Source organism: Thermoclostridium stercorarium subsp. stercorarium DSM 8532, assembly GCF_000331995.1.
Lineage (GTDB): Bacteria > Bacillota > Clostridia > DSM-8532 > DSM-8532 > Thermoclostridium > Thermoclostridium stercorarium.
Map to the genome: position 1 here is coordinate 1,559,941 of NC_020134.1, position 19,545 is coordinate 1,579,485.

The window sequence follows — 19,545 nt, forward strand, 5'->3', positions numbered from 1 at the left end:
CCGCCCTTAAAACCTTATATTCATAATCCTGTTGGAGACAAAAATCCCCACACCAAGCAGTATCAAAGAAAAAGTCATAATAATTCTTCCTGAAGACGTTGCAAACATTGGTTCCATAAATTCACCGCTCATTAGAGATATGAAAAGCACCATCATTACCGAAGATAATGAAAGAATACGCTGTTCCTGCTTTTTGGCGGCAAGGCCGATTTCAATTTCCTGCTTAATCTCAATCCGTTCGCCAATCATCCCCGAAGTGGTGCGGATAACCTCCACAAGGTTTCCGCCCGTCCTTTTACATACCGAAAACACGTCTGAAAAATGTTGTATTTCTTCCACACCCGACCGCGCTGCAAAATCCTTAAGTATGTTTTCAATGTTTTCATTCATCTGTAACCTTTTTATAATCAGCTCTGTCTCATTTACAATGTATGCTTTCTTACCGGGATATAAATTTCTGAGTATTCCGTGTGCATACACAAAAGCCTGTTCGACGGATTTTCCGGCAGACAGTGCGGCTCCAATGTAATACAGCATATCTTTAAACTGCAACCTTAAAATATTCCTGCGGGTCTCGATAAGCTGCCTCTTCCTGATTTTCGGATAAAATAAGCCTAATGCCGAAATAAACGCCACCGGTATAATTTTTCTGTAAAATATCCATCCGATTACTGCCATTACCAGAACACCAACAGCTGAATAAATAATCCACTCATGAATTTTGTAGTTGTATTTATCATAATTTTCAATGTAAAATTCTTCTGTTCGGGTTTGACTCACAGAAAACACCAACTTTTGATTATTTGTCATAGATCGTACAGAAATTGTAAGAAGAAGTCAATAATATTGGCATAAAAAGCCGTTTTCCGGGCATAAAATGCCCGCTTATGCCATTCATGCAATAAACTAATCAATTCATGCAATCAGGAAACATAAAAAAAGAAAAAAACTTTGAAATAATGCCTTCAGTTTTAGTTGTCCGAAATGCCTTCGCAGGAATTGTTCCTTTCAAGTTTTAAAATTACCGAAAAAACGCTGCCTTCTCCCAATTTGCTTTTGACATGGATTTTCCCTCCATGCCTGAGTATTATAATTCTGGCAATTGAAAGCCCAAGGCCGTGGCCGCCTTTGTTCCTGTCCCTTGACCTGTCGGCACGGTAAAACCGATCAAAAATGCTCTGGATATCCCTGCTGTCAATTCCGCAGCCTGAATCCTTTACCGAAAGTACCGCTGTGTTATTTTCTTTTTTTAAGCTTATTTCAATCTTTTTCCCCGGTTCGGTATATTTCTGTGCATTGTCCACGAAAATACGCATGGCCTGTTTCAATCGGTTTCTGTCACCTACAATTTCAATCCCCGTTTCAATTGAATCCTCGATAATGTGATCCTTGTCCACCATCCTTGTTTCCTTAACCAGTTCCTCCATCATCTCGCTTAAAGAAAACAGCTTCTCTTCCAGCACAAGGGTATCCTTGTCGTTTCTTGCAATAAACAGAAGCTTGTCAACAAGTTCTTTCATGTTTTCGGCTTCTTGCTCAATAGCTTCAATGGCTTCATTCAGTACTTCCGGATCGTCTTTTCCCCAGCGTTCCAGCATTCTGGCATATCCCTGTATAACGGAAATGGGGGTCCTTAATTCATGAGAAGCATCGGATACGAACTGGTTCTGTTTGTTATATGCGGCTTCGATACGGTCCATCATTTCATTGAAGGTAACAATAAGTTCTTTAAGTTCGTCTTTTGCATTGGTAACATTAAGCCTCAGATTAAGATTTTGGGCTGTAATTTCCCTGGCCATTTTTGTCATTTCGGCTATTGGGTTCAAAACATTTTTGGTGATGGCATTACCCCTGAAAAAAATTATAAGGGTAACGGTGATGTACAAAACTGCAGAAAAACCGAATATTAATAACATTTCATATACAGTTCGTGTTATGTTTCTGAAAACGTATACTGTGAAAGTTTTTTCGTTCACTGATAAATCCGACTTAAACATTATATATATCGAACGTTCTTTTTGAAAAAACCAAATTGGTATTTGGCTATAGGAAACTGCAAAATCACCAAAGGTATTGATTATTAATTCTCCGCTCAAATCGGCCAGGGCTATCTCCGTATCCTTCTGAACGGCTATTTCGTAAATGCTTTCGGACAGATCATCCGACACCATCAGTTCTTCAATAACCTTCTTTGTGTCGCTTCCAAGTAAGATAAGATTAAAACCGGTATAAACAATCATGACCAATATAAGGCATGACAAAAAAGTATCGATTAGAATCTGGGTATATGAAACAGATATCCTGCGGCTCATCGAAAAATTGGTTTTGTATGAAGCTCTACCGCTCTTTCCCGAAGCATTTCCCGGCGCAGGACCATTGTTTTTATATTTCATTTTGCCTTTCTGTTTCCCCGCTGCAGCGGATACTTTTTTATCATGTTTTAAATTGTCGGTACTATTCTCCGTCTTCAAAAATATACCCCACTCCACGCACCGTTTTTATGTAAGAAAGGTTGTATTTCTGATCAATTTTTGCTCTGAGATATCTTATGTATACGTCGGTTACATTGGTATCTCCAAAATAATCATAACCCCATACCTTTTCCAGAATCTGCTCGCGTGTTAGGACAATACCCCTGTTTTCCATAAGGTATTCAAGAAGATCATATTCCTTTTTGGAAAGCGTTATTTCTTCATCTTTATACATTACAGTGTGCTTTGCCTTATTCAGAACAAGATCCCCGGCCCTGATAATGTCACTTTCCCTTTTGGCGGAGTTGTCTCGCCTTTTAAGGGCAACCCTTATTCTCGCCAGCAGTTCTTCTATCGCAAATGGTTTTGTGACATAATCATCCGCCCCGCTGTCAAGACCTACCACCTTATCAGATACGTCATCCTTTGCAGTTAGCATGATAACGGGCATGTCCGACACTTTCCTGATACGCCGTAAAACCTCAATCCCGCTTAGAAGAGGAAGCATCAGATCAAGAATTACCAGGTCGGGATTATTACTCAAGGCTTTTTCAAGACCGCTTCGCCCGTCGTAGGCTATTTCAACTTCGTACCCCTCGTGCCTGAGTTCCAGCTCAAGAAACCTGGCCAGCCTTGTATCATCTTCGATTATCAGTATTTTCTCAGCCATTTTTTCACCCTGGAATTTAATATCATTCATTACTCAATAATGATTTCACTGTAATTATCTTTTATGTTTTCGTCATTTAACTGACTTCCCTGCTGGTTTTGCGGCAAATCATTACTCTCCATTACAGCAGTAATATCCCGTACAGCCGACGAAACCCCTGTCTCTTCCCTCCCCGTATTTCTGATGCTCAGTTTATATCCAAGCAACAGCAGTATCAGCAGGATGGGAATCACTATATACGAAGCAAAAATTACAAACAGAAGCATTATGTTAACCGGTACGTTTATAATAACATTCCTCTCATTATCTTCAATTATCACCCTTGTTACAAAGCCCTGTTTTATAAGTTTTGATACACTTTGCCAGAAATCACCGGCATTCTTTCCCGAAATGAAACTTTGCGTTTTCGTTCCGTTTTTGTTTTTTTCAAAATCTACAATGGCCTCAAGCAAATCACCGTTATGTTTTTCCAGAAAAAATTTAGCCTCTTCGTAACTGCAGTTCGTCCTTTTTCGCATCTGATCCACCTGTTCCAGTGTAATCATTCCAAGCACCTCCGAAATCGCAAATATTTCTACACCGGACATTGTATTACCGAAACATTAACGGTAGCTTTACGATTAATTAAAATTTCATTAGAAATACTAAAAATAAAGCGGGTGAACTTGTCACACCGCTTTATTAAAATTTCTATAAACCGAGCATAAACTGGTATTTTATGTCTTCAAAACCCGGCAAATATTCATGTCCGTAATCAGGATATATTACAATATCCTTTTTGGATTTTATTTTGTTATACACAGCAAACTGAGTGGAAGGCGGGCATACGGTATCCATAAGCCCGGTGGCCATCAGCACTTCTCCCTGGATTCTGTCCGCAAGGTGTTGAATATCAATGTATCCCAGTTTTGTAAAAATATCTTCCTCTCGTAAATGCAGCGGATCAAATCTCCTGAAATACTGAGACAGCTCCAGATAGGCATCCTTCGCTAAATCCATGTCCCATACTCTTTTATAATCACTGAGGAAAGGATATACGGGCACAAGTCTTTTTATTTCGGGTACCAGTGCCGCGCACGCGATTGTCAAGCCTCCGCCCTGGGAACCGCCGGTTGCCCCGATCCTGTTTCTGTCCACATAAGGCAAATTCATTACAATTTTTGCCAGCATTGCCGTGTCAAGGAATATATTCCTGAAAAGCAGGTTGTCAGGATCGGGATCGTCAAGGCCGCGGATTATATGCCCCTGAAGCGTATTGCCCAATACTCCTCCCCTGTCCTCGGACAGTCCGCCCTGTCCACGGCAGTCCATTGCCGCAATGGTAAAGCCTGATGCAACATACCCGAGATAATTATACCAATCACCGCTGTTACCTGAATAACCGTGGAAGTTTAGAATTGCCGGCATAGGTCCGTCATTGTTCCTGGGTTTCATCAGTTTGGCGTAAATTCGCGCCCCCTTTACCCCGGTAAAGTACAAATGGTAGCATTCAGCAACGGGGCTTTTAAAATCCGCCGGTATAATCTCCACATTGGGATCTGTGGCGTTCATTTCATCCAAGGCTCTTTGCCAGTATTCATCAAAATCCTTTGGTTTTGGATTGGTCCCCGTGTAATTTTTCAGCTGCTCAAGAGGCATTTCAAAAACAGCCATATTGCATCCTCCTTTTCCTAATCAGAATTATAACGTTAATTTTTTACATCAACAATAATTTATTTAAAATGGACATGGAATCGGCGATGTGGACAATGACTGCCCTGTTTGGTAAAATAAAAAGGACAGAGTGATCTCCGGATATCTTTATTTTTTTTTCTCATTCAGGAGGATGGAATGAAAGCAGGGCAGTATCACTACAGCAAATGGTTTAACAAATTCTTAAAATCCACTTTTGGGTTATATCTCATTAAGCGTTTTAATGTAAGGATATTCAACAGCAAAATTCTGAACATAAAACCCCCGTATCTGGTTATCGGAAATCATGTAGGACTTTGGGATCCTTTTTTAATGTCCATTGGGATACCGGAACCCATTTATTTTGTTATTTCGGATTCTTATTTCAGGAATTTTTGGCTGAGACAGCTTCTGAAACTTGTCGGCGGGATACCCAAATCCAAAATGCTTGCCGATTCCGGAACTGTCCGCGCTATATTGTCCATAACAAAGCGAAACGGCGTGATCGGTCTGTACCCTGAAGGTGCACGCAACTGGGATCTGAAAAATGTGCCTGTTATTTATTCCACCGCCAAGCTGATAAAAAACCTCAAAATTCCTGTTATAACCACGTTGATGCAGGGGGCAGGTCTCACAAGACCAAGATGGGCAAGAAGTTCAAGAACAGGCATAATAAACCTGAACTATGACGTTCTGTTGACTCCTGAAGAAATAAAAAAAATGGATGTGGACGAAATTTACAACAAAGTGGTGGACGGAATTAAATTTAATGAATACGTTTGGCAGAAAAAAAACATGATCCCCTTTCGTGGCAAAAATCTTGCGGAGTATCTTGATTTGTTTCTGGTAGTGTGCCCACGCTGCAAATCCCTGTGTTCCCTGCACAGCCACGGCAACTTTTTTACCTGCAAAAATTGCAGTTATTCGGTAGAGTACAACGAATATGGTTTTTTAAAAACCAACGATGAAAAATATTTCGATTCACCGCAGTCCTGGAGCGAATGGCAAAATAACTATCTTTACGAACTGTTTTCAAAAGACGAATACGTAACCTGCAAAGTTCCTCTGTTTACCGATACAAACGCAAAACTGTTCACCGGTAAACGCAGAGGAAAACTAAGAAAATACAAATGGATGGGAAAAGTGGAATTATATTTTGACAGGTTTGATTTCATTCCTGAAAAAGGAGACAGGTATTCCTTTCCGTTGGATGAGATTTCCGGCATGAATATTCAGAACAATAACAAATTTGAGTTTTATCACAATAATGTTCTTTACCGTTTTAGATTTACCACGCAGCATAAATCGGTTTACAAGTATGAGCTGGCCATTAACATTATTAACAAAATCAAAACCGGTATTCCGGCAAACTGATTATGCTTCTGTCCCATTAACAGTTCCGGAAGCAATGTGTTTACACGTTTATGTACTGCCAGTACGGCGGCTGGATATGTCAGCCAACTCTTAGCCAGGCCCACCGTTATATAAACTTTACCGTTATACCTGTTATAGTATTGTGAGGCCCGCTCTGTTCAGCGGTGAAGAATGCAGACGCCGGCTACATTTGGACACACCTTTAAATTTCCGGTTCAGGACACTGCTTCAAGCATAATTATATATGGTTATTTTGCCATTATCTATATTATTAATATGTTCCATTTACCTGGTCTCAATTACCTTTTCAATAAAAGGATTTATGTATAAAAAAACTCCCTTCTGGTTCATTGCTGCCAATCCAGCCAGAAAGGAGTTTCTTTATCATGTGTAAATTAAAATGTGCCGATAAATTCCGGACACTCATTCCCATTCGATTGTAGCAGGCGGTTTTGTCGTTATATCATATACTACACGGTTAACGCTTTTTACCTCATTTACAATTCTGCTGGATACCCTTTCAAGAACCGAATAAGGTATTTTTGCCCAGTCTGCAGTCATAAAGTCGGTGGTTGTAACGGCTCTGAGTGCAACGGTATAGTCATAAGTCCTTTCATCGCCCATTACACCGACACTTCTCATGCTTGTCAGTACCGCAAAATACTGGTTTATTGTCTTGTTCAGGCCCGCTTTTTCAATTTCATCCCTGAATATCTGATCCGCTTCCCTTAATATTTCCAGTTTTTCAAAAGTAACTTCGCCGATTACCCTGATAGCCAGGCCTGGTCCGGGGAAAGGCTGTCTCCAGACCATGTGCTCGGGCAGCCCCAGTTCAAGGCCTACCTTACGCACCTCGTCCTTGAAAAGATCCCTGAGCGGTTCTATTATTTCTTCAAAATCTATATGTTCAGGGAGCCCGCCCACGTTGTGATGGCTTTTTATTACTGCCGCGTCTCCGATCCCGCTTTCAATAACGTCCGGATAAATTGTTCCCTGGACAAGGAAATCAACTTTTCCAAGTTTTCTGGCCTCTTCCTCGAACACGCGTATAAATTCTTCACCGACTATTTTTCTTTTACGTTCAGGATCGGTTACTCCTGCAAGGCGCTTTAAAAAACGCTCCTGGGCGTTAACCCTTATGAAATTCATATCAGCAAACTGGCGCCTGAAAACATCCTCCACCTGTTGAGCTTCATTTTTTCTCATCAGGCCGTGATCAACCAGGATACATGTAAGCTGCTTTCCCACCGCTTTATATACCAAAGCCGCTGCAACTGCGGAATCAACCCCTCCGGATAATGCACACAATACTTTTTTATTTCCTACCTTTGCCCTTATTTTTTCAACAGTGCTTTCTATAAACGAAGACATTTTCCAATCCGGCCGGCAACCACAGACATTAAACAGAAAATTTTTGATTATTTCCTGTCCATACGGAGTATGAAGAACTTCGGGATGGAACTGAACACCGTAAAGTTTCTTTTCCCTGTTCCCCATTGCAGCGACGGGACAATTGCGTGTTCTTGCCAAAACTTCAAAACCCGGAGGCATTTTTTCAACCTGGAATGTGTGGCTCATCCAGCAACTGGTTTCGGTATCTATATTTGAAAACAAATCATTATCGGCTTCAAGAGCAATTTCAACTCTGCCGTATTCGCCGCTTGAGGCCTTTCCAACAGTACCTCCAAGTTCGGCGGCCATCAACTGCATTCCGTAGCAGATGCCGAGAATTGGCACACCAGCACCGAAAATTTCAGGATCGCATTTTGGAGCGCCTTCATTCAGTACTGAAGCAGGACCCCCGGTAAAAATAATACCTTTCGGATTTTTCGCAAGAATTTTGTCCAAAGGTGTATTATATGGCAGTACCTCGCAGTATACACTGGCATCACGTACTCTTCTTGCAATAAGCTGATTGTACTGCCCTCCAAAATCAAGAATTATTATTGTATCATGATTCAACAAAAAGCCCTCCTTTCGGGTTTGAAAAAACAAATTTCACCGGTTCTTTTCCGCGCCTTTTCTTTATTTCGGTATGTATTATGCTATGTAATTCAATATTTCTATATTATAGTTTAAAATATTTTTGCGCGCAACGAAAATTTATTTAACCTTTTACAGCTTGTTTCATATATTATTATTGAAAAATCAATTAAAGGAGATGAACACTGTTTGAAGTATACCGAGTTTAAGGAATTTCTTGAAAAACATCCCTACTGTTTTACGCCTAACAAAGAAAAACAGAAAGAGTTCGACCGCAGGGTGGCGACCGCTGAAAAAAGGCCTATAATTTTTGCTCATCACGAAGGAAAGGAAACGAAAAATTAAAACCAATAAATAAAAAGGCTCTCTTCACGCATTTGCCATTTCGGACGAAAACCGTGAAGGAGCCTTATTTCTTATCCAATGCAAACAGGTTTCACTCTTTTAAAAATGCATCGGGATCGTATTTATTATTTGCGTCCCAGAAAATCCACTGTTCATACCCTGCATCGTAAACAGCCTGTATTTGCTGCCTGTACTGCTCTGCGGTATATTTCTGGTACGATCCTTCCGGGAGCCAGCTGGCAGTGTAAGCCTGCAGATAGGGCCGAATATCGGCTTTGTAATTTTCAACCTTTGACAGCCTTTCCCGCGCCATCAGAAGCGTATTGTAAACAACCGCATATGGTTCAAGATCGGGGTTTGGAAATTTAATTCCGTTTACAATCTGCCCTCTTGCATACAGTGAAGGATAAGTCATAGGCGAGATATAGTCCAGTTCCTTGCCTATTAATTCAAGATACTGTCCTATGTCCTCCCGATCTTCAGGGCTTACACACACAATTCCGAAAATATCGGCTGACAAAGTCACATCAGGCAACTCTTTTCTTGCATATGCGAGAAAATTATTAATTACCTCATGCTTTACAAAACCGGTTTGCCCAAAATTCATTTTACTCCTGTCCCCGTCAGGGAAACGCACATAATCAAACTGAATTTCGTCAAACCCCAGTTCCACGGCTTCCCTTGCAATGTCCACAATATATTTCCAATTTCGTTCATCACAAGGATTCAGCCATGTTATTTCCTTATCCTTTTTATTCTCGCGCCATAACCCCCCGTCGACATGCTTGACTGCCCGTTCAGGGTATTTTTTCGAATAAGCCGGGTCCCTGAAGCATACTATTCTCCCTATAACATAAATATCTTTTGCATGAAGGGTTTCAAGAAGTTTTTTCGCGTCATATTTTTTAAGGTATGTACCGGCTTCCACTACCGCAGGAACCTTTGATTCATAGCTTACTATGCCGTCATCGTTTTTGATGTCTATCACAAGAGCATTAAGCTCCGTCTCTTCTATAAGCTTTATGTAATAATCCATTCTTTCCTTGTTTCCCGCCGACCATCCCGTAAGATACAGACCTTTTACCTTTACATCCTTCTTAACGGCAGAGGGAGTCGGCACGGCCGTCGGTTCAGGCGTTGGTGTCGGGGTAGGAGTATTGAAAACCATTTCATGTTCCGGTTCCGGCGTTACAAACACCTGTTTACTTTGATCAGTCAGGGAAGTTTTTCCGGAATTTTCAAATTTGCATCCGGTAACAAGAAAAACAAATAGAACGCAAAAAAACGGCAGCACCAAGCTTTTGTACCTTCTCATCATAAGCCTCCTGATTTTTTCTTGTGTGAAATCTCCTTTTCCCGAAAACATAATATTTTTCGGGAGTTTATCCACTATGTTTACATAATATATTATACTACAACAAAAATAGATAATGGTACAAAAATTACTGCCATTTTTCTGTCCCAGGACCTTCCCTGACGGAAATTCCTGCACAGGCTTTCATATTTATTCCACACTTTCCCATCTTCCCGTTGCTCCACAGGGCAAAACCAATCCGGAGGCTGAAACAGGCAAGCCGATTTCATCACTGTAAACATTACCCCCGAACCTTTTTGCCACCGACATGGACAAAACATTTGTCAGAACGCTCGGGGCAAGGCCTGTTGTGTATGAATTGATCAGGAAAAAAAGAGGTTCCGGGCTTAAAATGTCCATACAAAGTTCCACCAGCCCGAAAAGCTCGTCTTCTATTTTCCACAGCTCTCCGTTCGGGCCTCTTCCGTAAGAAGGCGGATCCATAATTATTGCTTCGTACATTTTCCCGCGTCGTTTTTCCCTGCGCACGAATTTCACCACATCGTCGACGATAAACCTTACCGGACGGTCGCTCAGTCCGGACAATGCAAGATTTTCCTTCGCCCTTGTAACCATACCTTTTGCCGCGTCCACATGGCAGACCTCGGCTCCGGCATAGGCACATGCCACGGTGGCCCCGCCGGTGTATGCAAAAAGGTTAAGTACACGAACGGGTTTTTTCGCCGATTTTATCTTCTCAATCATCCAGTCCCAGTTTACGGCCTGTTCAGGGAATAAACCAGTATGCTTGAATCCTGTCGGCTCTATATAAAACAAAAGGTTTCTATAGCTTATAGTCCATCTTTCGGGAAGTTTTCTTTTATATTCCCAGCTTCCTCCCCCGCTTCTGCTCCTGTGATAATGGGCATCCACCCTTTCCCATACTTCATCATCCGCGGTATGCGGCCAGATGGCCTGCGGGTCCGGTCTTCTCAGAATGAATTTTCCCCATCTTTCAAGTTTTTCACCGTTTCCCGTATCAATAAGTTCATAATCCACCCATTTGTCAGCAAGCAACATATGGCTGATAACCTCCGATTAATTTTCGCCTAATTTTACCACAGTAAGCCGTACAATATCAACTCATGTTATTGTCAGTCCTTACAGGCAAACATTCACATCTTCCGAGGTAAGATATTCTTTATTTCAATCTTGATGAATTAACATACATAGTTCTGCAAATCTATTTTTGCTTTGTCTTTGGTGAAATATTAAATAAATTCATTCCACAAGCTGAAATATTTACGCTATAGGGAATAATAAAAAAATGCAGTGTATTGTTAAATACAAAAAGGAGGTTTATACATTATGAGTGATAACAAAAAAAAACAGATGTTTATGCAAAAACCAATCGAAAGGCATGATACCGCTTCATGGGCTGACATTGAGCAGCTCGAACCGGAAACAGGAGTGATAATACCTAAGGAATCCGGTGTTATTAATGCCAAGGAATACGTGGACCAAAACCAAAAATAGACATTTTTCTTTGGTTTAACAAGTTTTAGGACGAAAAGAAATCGAAAAAACTTTTTTCACTATCAAACCGGTAAAGCTGACCGGGGGTCAGCTTTACCGGAAAGACTAATTGTTCCGTCATAAATGAAATCATTGCTGTTTTCTGTTATATTCCTCGAATACTGCTGTACCTGACAATAAGTCGAAATAGCCTTTATTGCCGCTATTGAACGTAAAAATCACGATATTTTGGTCAACCAGTATCTCATCAAAAACTATCATACCGGCATCGGGATACTCGTAAACGGTTCTTTGAGTATTCATTTACATCATTTAGATCACACTTAAGTTCAAATATAATACCTGTAGACTGCTCATCTTTCAGAGAACCGCCGATAATTTTGCTGTATGCCGAAACAGCCATTCCTGATTTTTTCAGCTCTGTCTGTACCGTATTTCAGCCCGTATAACAAATTTAAAGGCGTCTTTTGGGAAAAGACGCCTTAATCCTGTCAGCTGGAGATTTCCGCCAGACGTTTGTACCATTGATACCTTTCCTTCGCATGCCTTTCTGCCTGCTTGAACAAATCCTCGGCAATTTCAGGGAATACCGTCGCCAGCTGTGAATAACGCACTTCGCCAAGCAGAAACTCCCTGAAATCCTTTGTCGGTTCCCTGGAGTCAAGTATAAACGGGTTCTTTCCCTGCTCCTTAAGCATCGGGTTATAGCGGTACAGATGCCAGTAACCGCACTCAACGGCTTTCTTTTCTTCCGCAATACTTGTTCCCATGCCGGTTTTTATACCGTGATTGATACACGGGGAATACGCTATTATAAGAGACGGCCCTTTATAACTTTCAGCCTCAACCAGCGCCTTTACGGTCTGGTTCATGTTTGCGCCCATTGCGATCTGGGCCACATACACGTAGCCATAACTTATCGCCATCAGACCAAGGTCTTTTTTTCTGATTCTCTTTCCTGCCGCGGCGAACTTTGCAACGGCTGCAGTTGGCGTTGACTTTGAAGACTGTCCTCCCGTATTTGAATACACTTCGGTATCCAGAACCAGTATATTCACGTCATCACCGGTGGAAATAACCTGATCCAGGCCTCCGAATCCTATGTCGTAAGCCCAGCCGTCACCTCCTATAATCCACTGGGACGGTTTTATAAGATAATCCTTAAGATCAAGGATTTGTTTAAATTGAGGATTTTCGGGGTTTTCATTCAGGACTTCCATTACTTCCGCTGATACCCTTTTCGATTCTTCACCGTCGTCGAAAGCGTCCAGCCATTTCCGGAATACATCCTTCGCTTTGTCGGATATGTCGGTTCTCATTGCTTCTTTCATCAGCTCGGCTATTTTCTCCCGCAGTTGTTTCACGGCAAGGAACATCCCGTACCCATATTCGGCGTTATCCTCAAACAGCGAGTTACCCCATGCAGGACCTCTGCCGTAGGCATTTGTTGTATATGGAATTGACGGAGCGCTGGCGCTGTAAATAGACGAGCAACCCGTTGCATTTGCAATGAGCATTCTGTCGCCGAACAACTGTGTAAGAAGCTTCACATACGGAGTTTCTCCACAGCCGGGGCAGGCCCCGTTAAACTCAAACAGCGGACGGATGAACTGGCTTCCCTTAAGCGTCTTTTTATCCATTGCTTCTTTTTCTGTCACCGTCAAACTAAATTCATAGTTTTCGGATTCCATCATTATTTCCTGTTCAGCATCTTTCATTATCAGCGCCTTGCCGGGCGCAGGACATACCTCAGCGCATACGCCACAGCCTGTGCAATCCATGGGGCTTACCTGAATCCTGAACTTGTATTGTTCAAGCCCTTTTCCCTTAGCCTGTAGCGTTTTAAACGTATCGGGCGCCCGTTTTTCTTCTTCACCGTCAAGAAGAACAGGCCTGATTACCGCATGCGGGCATACAAACGAACACTGGTTGCACTGAATGCATTTGTCGATATGCCATTCAGGTATCAAAACCGCAATTCCGCGTTTTTCGTATTTTGTAGTTCCTACTGGGAAACTGCCGTCTTCCATGCCGACAAAGACGCTGACGGGAAGTTCGTCTCCTTCATGCCTTGCCATCGGCCTTTGAATTTTCTTCACAAATTCGGGCTCATCCTTTATTGGCGCATTTTCGTCAACGGCGTTTTTCCATTCCTCAGGAACATTTACCCTTATCAAAGCCTCAAGTGATCTGTCTATTGCTTCCTTGTTCATATCAACAATTTTCTGACCCTTTTTACCGTAGGCGGTTTCCACCGATTCCTTAAGATAGTGAATTGCGTCATTTACGGGAATTATTCCGGCGAGCTTGAAAAACACACTCTGCATAACCATATTGATGCGGTTCCCAAGCCCCACTTCCCGGGCAATCTTAATTGCGTTAATGATATAGAAGTTTATGTTGTTGTTTGCGATATATCTTTTCATAGATGCCGGGAGTTTCTCATCCAGTTCTTCTTCGCTCCACTGGCAGTTAAGAACGAAAATTCCGTTTTTCTTAAGCCCCTTGAGGAGGTCAAAATGGTTTACAAAAGACGGGTTATGGCATGCAATATAGTCGGCGGTATATACAAGATAAGGCGAACGTATCGGTTTAGGGCCGAACCTGAGATGGGATATCGTGGAACCGCCCGACTTTTTACTGTCGTATGAAAAATACCCCTGGGCGTACAAATTGGTTTTATCCCCTATTATCTTGATTGCCGTCTTGTTTGCCCCTACCGTGCCGTCGGAACCAAGTCCCCAGAATTTGCAGCTTATAGTTCCTTTCGGCGTTGTATCAACAATCTCGCCTTCTTCAAGAGATGTATATGTTACATCGTCGACAATACCAATTGTAAATCTGTCTTTCGGCTTTTCCTTTTTCAAATTCTCAAAAACAGCAATTATCTGCGAAGGCCTTGTGTCTTTTGAACCCAATCCATATCGCCCGCCAACCACCTGGATCTCCAGATTGTTTTTAAAAACGAAATTAACAATGTCCAGATACAGCGGTTCGCCGGGAGCACCGGGTTCTTTCGTCCTGTCAAGGACTGTGATTTTCCGCACGGTTTTGGGAAGTACGTCCAGAAGGTGCTTATGAGAGAAAGGTCTGTATAAATGCACCCTTACCGAACCTACCCGTTCACCCTTTTCGGTAAGGTAATCCACCACTTCATCGATGCAGTCGCAGACCGATCCCATCGCCACAATTACATATTCAGCATCGGGAGCACCATAATAATTGAAAGGTTTATAGTTCTTTCCGGTAATTTTGTTGATCTCCTGCATGTAATAATCAACAATGTCGGGTACGGCATTATAAAACGGGTTTGAAGCTTCCCTGTTTTGAAAGAATATGTCCGGATTCTGTGCAGTTCCCCTTACAACCGGGTGTGACGGGTTTAAAGCCCTCTCCCGAAATTTCTGAATTGCATCGAAATCCACGAGTTTTCTGAGTTCTTCATAGTCCAGAACTTCTATTTTCTGTTGTTCATGAGACGTTCTGAACCCGTCAAAAAAGTGCAGAAAAGGCACTCGTGACTTGACTGCCGAAAGATGAGCTATGGCTCCAAGATCCATAACTTCCTGAACGTTTGATGATGCAAGGAGCGCAAAGCCTGTCTGCCGGCATGCCATAACATCCTGATGATCACCGAAGATCGACAGCGCATGGCTCGCAACTGCACGGGCAGAGACATGAAACACACCGGGGAGTAATTCTCCGGCAATTTTATACATATTGGGTATCATCAAAAGAAGTCCCTGGGATGCGGTATAGGTCGTGGTTAAAGCTCCCGCGGCAAGCGAACCGTGCACTACTCCGGCAGCACCCGCCTCGGACTGCATTTCAATGACCTTTACCGGCTGATCAAACATATTCTTTTTTCCATGAGCTGACCACTCATCCACCAGTTCGGCCATTGGAGAGGACGGTGTTATGGGGTATATGCCCGCAACCTCGGTGAAGAAATATGATATATACGCCGCAGCTGTATTCCCGTCCATTGTTTTCATCGTCTTTGGCATATTTCATCATCCTCCGAAAGTTTTTTCATGTATATATTGCTCTCCTTATTTTGGTTTTAGTCATGAAATATGCCAAATTGATAAATACGACGGGCAATATATTAAATTTTTTGTGGGAAGTTGTAAAATAAAATGCCGTAATATATAGAAAACTCATGGTAATCCATTGTAAAATGTTTAATAACCAAAGAAAAACATTAGCAAAGGAGTACCATGAGTTATATATGAATAATAACACAGAAACAAGAAAAAACAAACACCTAAATGAAAGAGAAAGATACGCCATAGAGTTGTACCTAAAAGAAAAGGAGAGTTGTCAAGAATTTTGTGTCTGATTAAAGTAACGTAACTGGAAAATTTGTTGTATTTCATAAATGTGAGCATTTATCATTGGTACCGCTTTTTTCCATTTTGTCCGCCTCAAGTTCTCCCTCTGTAAATATATGTTAATTTCCAATACTTCGACAGAGTTAAAGTAACCACCCGATCTTATCCGAATTTTTTCAACTAGACTGTTGATACTCTCTACACTGTTGGTAGTATAAACATGCTTCCTCAAGGATTCGGGGTATTTAATGAAAGCCATATAATGTTCTGCTTTCTCCATGAGAATGTTCATATATCGGCTATATTTACTCTTAAATTTACTGCAAAGGTCATAAAACTTTTGAACAGCTTCATCAAAGGAAGAAGCAAATTTTATTTTATCGAGTTCTTTATTGAATTCTGCGGCATCAGCTTTGGTCATGTATTTGCGGATATTTCTCTGAAGGTGTACAAAACAGAGCTGATGATCAGCATATGGATATACAGCTTTGACGGTCTCGATAATACCTGGGAAATCATCACTTACAACCACTAAAACTCGTTTAAGACCGCGGTTTATCAAGTCTTCAAAGACCTTGTTCCAATCGGCTCTGTTTTCTTTGCCGAAGAAGGTGTAAAGGCCAAAGATGTCTTTCTTACCTTCCATATCAACGCCAAGGATTATGTAGCATGCGGCTTTCTTCACTTTTGAGCCGTCTTTTATCTCACAATGATAAGCATCGATTAATAAAGCAAACACCGATTCGGGTAATTCCCGTTGTTTGAAAAGGTCTAATTCACTTTTTAGGTCATCTTTGATTTTGTTGAGTTCATCATCAGAGTAAGGAAGGTTGAGGCTTTTGAGGGTATTTAAGAGAGAAGATTCTGAATAACCGTTGACAACAAGGGACATAAGAAGGTCTGTATAGGATTCATCCACCCTTTTATACGGTTCAGGTAGGATGTGGGGTCTGAAATCGCCAGTGCGAGTTCTTGGGACAGAGATGTCCAGGTTACCCATAGGTGTACCAAGTTTTCTATCATAAAAGCCGTTGCCTTTGTCGTTCTCGTTTTTCAAGAGATAGATTTGGCGTTCAGACAACATAAACCAGTCGAGCAAATCCTCCAGCAACTTTTTGAGGGCAGGGCGTGATGGATCTGAATCAGAGCAATACTGGTTTAATACTTTTTCAACCGCCATATTTTTGACTGTTTCATAATAGGTATTTTTATCCATAATTACCAGCCTCCTTTGTGATTTTATTATACACCAGACACAATTTTATTTTAACACCCAAAGTGTATTATGCTCATCCTTATAGTTCTTGGGAAAGAGGAACGAACGAAAATATTAATAAACTGATAAGAAGATTTATACCAAAAGGAACAGATATATCAAAAGTAAGTAAAGCAAAAATAAAAAGTATAGAGAGATGGATTAATGAATATCCAAGAAGAATGTTTGGTTATAGGTCAGCCATAGAAATGGCGGTATGATGTATAGAATTTATTCCAGTAAGCAATGGATTTACCAAATTTTTCACGGCATTTAATATTGCAATTTATATATTAAATTTTTTGTTCAAAAACCTCTTGAGATTTTTTTGATTATGCCTTATAATACATAATGTCGCTGTCGGGGTGTAGCTCAGGTGGTATGAGTGCTTGCTTGGGGTGCAAGAGGTCGCTGGTTCGAGTCCAGTCACTCCGACCAGAAAAACAGCGGATTATATAGAAATGTAATCCGCTGTTTTTTTATATTTTTATGACAGTTTGTCATTCATAGCAACGGAATGGATTTTTATGTAACTTTCAGTCAGCTGTTTTTCTTCTAAAAATTAATTACCTTCACATCATTAATGTTCTTCAAATAAAAGCTCTCCATAAAGCTTTAAAAATTCTAATTTTTCACATCATGAATAATATCTGTAATTTTATAAAAACTATATAGCGTTGAAAAGAAATTACGGAAAGGAGAGCGTGTATGCCACAACAGATTAATGAACTGGAATTGCAGAATCTGCGCCATATGATTGGATCCCATGATACATGTATAAAGAAGCTGGAGACTTATGCACAGCAATGCCAGGATCCAACGCTCAAACAAATGTTCGAAAAAGATGCAAACGACGCGAAGGCAAACAAACAGAAACTTATGTCATTTTTGCAGTAAGGAGGAAGTTTCATGTTAACTGAAAAGGATATGGTAAATGATTACCTGAGCTCTTTAAAAAGCAGCTTAACCGTTTATACCACCGCAATATCCGAATGCAGCAATCCTCAGTTGAGAAATACGTTAAAACAAATGAGAGATCAGGATGAAGAACGTCAGATGAGACTTGCCCAATATGCCATTCAAAAAGGATATTATCAGCCTGCACAGCCCGCACAGCCAAACCAGATACAGCAGGTTTACAATCAGTTACAGGGTGGTGGCCAGCAACAACAGCAAAGCATGCATTAATATTTTTAGCACACTGACACTCAAATCTGAAAAGGCAGGATTCCCTTCCTGCCTTTTCAGGTTTATACGGTAATGCTGTTTTAATATGAAAATGCTTTGCCAAAATTGTTTCATATAATTTCACGGAGTTGCTTTGTCAAGAGCCTGCGCAAGATCTTCAATCAGGTCTTCGGGATCCTCAATGCCGATGGAAAGCCTTATCATGTCGGGCGTTACCCCTGCTGCCAGCTGTTCTTCTTCTGAAAGCTGGGCGTGGGTCGTGCTGGCGGGATGTATAACCAGTGACTTGGCATCTGCCACATTGGCAAGCAATGAGAAAAGCTTCAGGTTTTCTATGAAACGGATGCCTGCTTCCCTTCCGCCCTTTATTCCGAAAGTAAAAATCGAACCTGCACCTTTCGGGAAATATTTCTGAGCCAGGTTGTAATATTTATTCCCCGGAAGTGACGGATAGTTTACCCAGCCTACTTTCGGGTGCTGACTCAAAAACTCCACAACACGTTTTGTATTCGAAAGATGCTTCTCAACCCTGAGTGAAAGAGTTTCAAGCCCCTGCAAAAGCAGAAAAGCATTAAACGGACTCATGCATGCTCCGGTATCGCGTAAAAGCTGTACACGTACTTTTACAATATATGCCGCATTTCCAAAGACTTCGGTGTATTTTAGCCCATGATAGCTTGGATCGGGTTCTGTAAGACCGGGGAATTTTCCGCTTGCCGTCCAGTCAAACTTGCCTGAATCCACGATAACGCCGCCGATAGAAGTACCATGCCCACCGATATATTTAGTTGCGGAATGGACAACAATATCAGCCCCGTATTCAAAAGGCCTGATTAAGTAGGGTGTGCCGAAGGTATTGTCAACAATCAAAGGGATTTTGTTTTCATGAGCAATCTCTGCCACTTTCTCAATATCAATCAGATTGATTCCCGGATTTCCTATTGTTTCAATAAAAATGGCTTTTGTGTGTTCATTGATTGCTTTTCTGAAGTTTTCGGGGTCGTCGGGATTTACAAAAATTGTTTTTATTCCAAATTTCGGAAGAGTAACGGAAAACAGGTTATATGTACCGCCGTACAAAGTACTGGCTGCAACTATATTGTCGCCACATTCGGCTATGTTCAAGACGGCGTACGTAATAGCCGCAGAACCGGATGACACCGCCAGTGCACCAACACCACCCTCAAGTGCAGCCATGCGCTTTTCAAAAACATCCACGGTCGGGTTCATAATTCTTGTGTATATATTACCTGCCTCTTTCAGTGCAAAAAGGTTGGCCGCATGTTCGGTATCGTTAAAGACATAGGATGTTGTCTGATAAATCGGCACAGCCCTTGCACCCGTCGTCGGATCAGGTATTTGTCCGGCGTGAACCTGCAGAGTGTCAAACCTGTATTTCCTTTCGCTCATATAAATTCTCCCCT

Annotated in this window: 17 protein-coding genes, 1 tRNA gene and 2 pseudogenes; 8 read left to right on the forward strand and 12 right to left on the reverse strand. The window is 41.5% G+C overall.

The window, feature by feature from the left end; genetic code table 11:
• Positions 1–6 precede the first annotated feature (6 nt).
• From CST_RS06810 to CST_RS06830, 5 genes are all read right to left on the reverse strand, one after another.
• The gene (locus CST_RS06810) at positions 7–780 is read right to left on the reverse strand and encodes a type II secretion system F family protein (protein ID WP_015359115.1); all 774 of its coding nucleotides are present in this window, start codon (positions 778–780) and stop codon (positions 7–9) included.
• 191 nt (positions 781–971) lie between these two features.
• Positions 972–2,471 carry a sensor histidine kinase gene (locus CST_RS06815; RefSeq protein ID WP_015359116.1) on the reverse strand — a complete coding sequence of 500 codons (1,500 nt, stop codon included), beginning with the start codon at positions 2,469–2,471 and terminating at the stop codon, positions 972–974.
• On the reverse strand, positions 2,455–3,141 hold the full coding sequence (locus tag CST_RS06820; RefSeq protein WP_015359117.1) for a response regulator transcription factor: 687 nt from the start codon (positions 3,139–3,141) through the stop codon (positions 2,455–2,457). The genes CST_RS06815 and CST_RS06820 overlap by 17 nt, the downstream gene beginning before the upstream one ends.
• Positions 3,142–3,170: 29 nt before the next feature.
• Positions 3,171–3,728 carry a DUF4342 domain-containing protein gene (locus CST_RS06825; protein ID WP_015359118.1) on the reverse strand — a complete coding sequence of 186 codons (558 nt, stop codon included), beginning with the start codon at positions 3,726–3,728 and terminating at the stop codon, positions 3,171–3,173.
• 103 nt (positions 3,729–3,831) lie between these two features.
• A complete protein-coding gene (locus CST_RS06830; RefSeq protein WP_015359119.1) occupies positions 3,832–4,794 on the reverse strand; it encodes an acetylxylan esterase in 963 nt (320 codons plus the stop codon).
• Positions 4,795–4,971: 177 nt separating this feature from the next.
• Between CST_RS06830 and CST_RS06835 the strand changes: the two genes are divergently transcribed.
• Positions 4,972–6,186 (forward strand): lysophospholipid acyltransferase family protein, encoded by a 1,215-nt coding sequence (locus tag CST_RS06835; protein WP_015359120.1) that lies wholly within the window; start codon positions 4,972–4,974, stop codon positions 6,184–6,186.
• A gap of 423 nt (positions 6,187–6,609) precedes the next feature.
• On the opposite strand, the gene guaA is transcribed toward CST_RS06835, so the two are convergent.
• The gene (gene guaA / locus CST_RS06840) at positions 6,610–8,148 is read right to left on the reverse strand and encodes a glutamine-hydrolyzing GMP synthase (RefSeq protein ID WP_015485001.1); all 1,539 of its coding nucleotides are present in this window, start codon (positions 8,146–8,148) and stop codon (positions 6,610–6,612) included.
• Positions 8,149–8,358: 210 nt separating this feature from the next.
• Between guaA and CST_RS13510 the strand changes: the two genes are divergently transcribed.
• Positions 8,359–8,514 carry a hypothetical protein gene (locus CST_RS13510; protein ID WP_015359123.1) on the forward strand — a complete coding sequence of 52 codons (156 nt, stop codon included), beginning with the start codon at positions 8,359–8,361 and terminating at the stop codon, positions 8,512–8,514.
• A gap of 91 nt (positions 8,515–8,605) precedes the next feature.
• Here the strand turns inward: CST_RS13510 and CST_RS06845 are convergent, their stop codons facing one another.
• Together CST_RS06845 and CST_RS06850 are read right to left on the reverse strand one after the other, a co-directional pair.
• Positions 8,606–9,829 carry a putative glycoside hydrolase gene (locus CST_RS06845; RefSeq protein WP_015359124.1) on the reverse strand — a complete coding sequence of 408 codons (1,224 nt, stop codon included), beginning with the start codon at positions 9,827–9,829 and terminating at the stop codon, positions 8,606–8,608.
• A gap of 189 nt (positions 9,830–10,018) precedes the next feature.
• Entirely contained in the window at positions 10,019–10,888 is an 870-nt protein-coding gene (locus tag CST_RS06850; RefSeq protein ID WP_015359125.1) for a class I SAM-dependent methyltransferase, read from the reverse strand.
• Between the two features lie 288 nt (positions 10,889–11,176).
• Here CST_RS06850 and CST_RS13225 point away from each other — a divergent pair, with 288 nt between their 5' ends.
• Positions 11,177–11,344: a CDIF630_02480 family spore surface protein gene (locus CST_RS13225; protein ID WP_015359126.1), complete on the forward strand. Its 168-nt coding sequence runs from the start codon at positions 11,177–11,179 to the stop codon at positions 11,342–11,344.
• A gap of 129 nt (positions 11,345–11,473) precedes the next feature.
• On the opposite strand, the gene CST_RS13515 is transcribed toward CST_RS13225, so the two are convergent.
• Complete coding sequence (locus CST_RS13515; protein ID WP_015359127.1) at positions 11,474–11,647, reverse strand: hypothetical protein; 174 nt, start codon at positions 11,645–11,647, stop codon at positions 11,474–11,476.
• A 188-nt stretch (positions 11,648–11,835) separates the two neighbouring features.
• Positions 11,836–15,351: a pyruvate:ferredoxin (flavodoxin) oxidoreductase gene (gene nifJ, locus CST_RS06855; protein WP_015359128.1), complete on the reverse strand. Its 3,516-nt coding sequence runs from the start codon at positions 15,349–15,351 to the stop codon at positions 11,836–11,838.
• Between the two features lie 155 nt (positions 15,352–15,506).
• Here nifJ and CST_RS13390 point away from each other — a divergent pair.
• Positions 15,507–15,674 (forward strand): annotated as a pseudogene (locus tag CST_RS13390) (IS30-like element ISCth2 family transposase); the annotation flags it as partial.
• Here CST_RS13390 and CST_RS06860 read toward each other — a convergent pair.
• Positions 15,668–16,894 (reverse strand): IS256 family transposase, encoded by a 1,227-nt coding sequence (locus tag CST_RS06860; protein WP_015358103.1) that lies wholly within the window; start codon positions 16,892–16,894, stop codon positions 15,668–15,670. The pseudogene CST_RS13390 and the gene CST_RS06860 overlap by 7 nt on opposite strands.
• 59 nt (positions 16,895–16,953) lie before the next feature.
• On the opposite strand from CST_RS06860, the pseudogene CST_RS13230 reads away from it, so the two are divergent.
• From CST_RS13230 to CST_RS06875, 4 genes and pseudogenes are all read left to right on the forward strand, one after another.
• Positions 16,954–17,154: pseudogene (locus CST_RS13230) on the forward strand (IS30 family transposase); the annotation flags it as partial.
• A gap of 140 nt (positions 17,155–17,294) precedes the next feature.
• Positions 17,295–17,371 (forward strand) — tRNA-Pro (locus CST_RS06865).
• A gap of 270 nt (positions 17,372–17,641) precedes the next feature.
• On the forward strand, positions 17,642–17,830 hold the full coding sequence (locus CST_RS06870) for a hypothetical protein (RefSeq protein ID WP_015485002.1): 189 nt from the start codon (positions 17,642–17,644) through the stop codon (positions 17,828–17,830).
• A 12-nt stretch (positions 17,831–17,842) separates the two neighbouring features.
• A complete protein-coding gene (locus tag CST_RS06875; protein ID WP_015359129.1) occupies positions 17,843–18,121 on the forward strand; it encodes a spore coat protein in 279 nt (92 codons plus the stop codon).
• 120 nt (positions 18,122–18,241) lie between these two features.
• On the opposite strand, the gene CST_RS06880 is transcribed toward CST_RS06875, so the two are convergent.
• Positions 18,242–19,531, reverse strand: a complete 1,290-nt coding sequence (locus tag CST_RS06880; protein ID WP_015485003.1) for a homocysteine synthase — start codon at positions 19,529–19,531, stop codon at positions 18,242–18,244.
• Between the last annotated feature and the right edge of the window lie 14 nt (positions 19,532–19,545).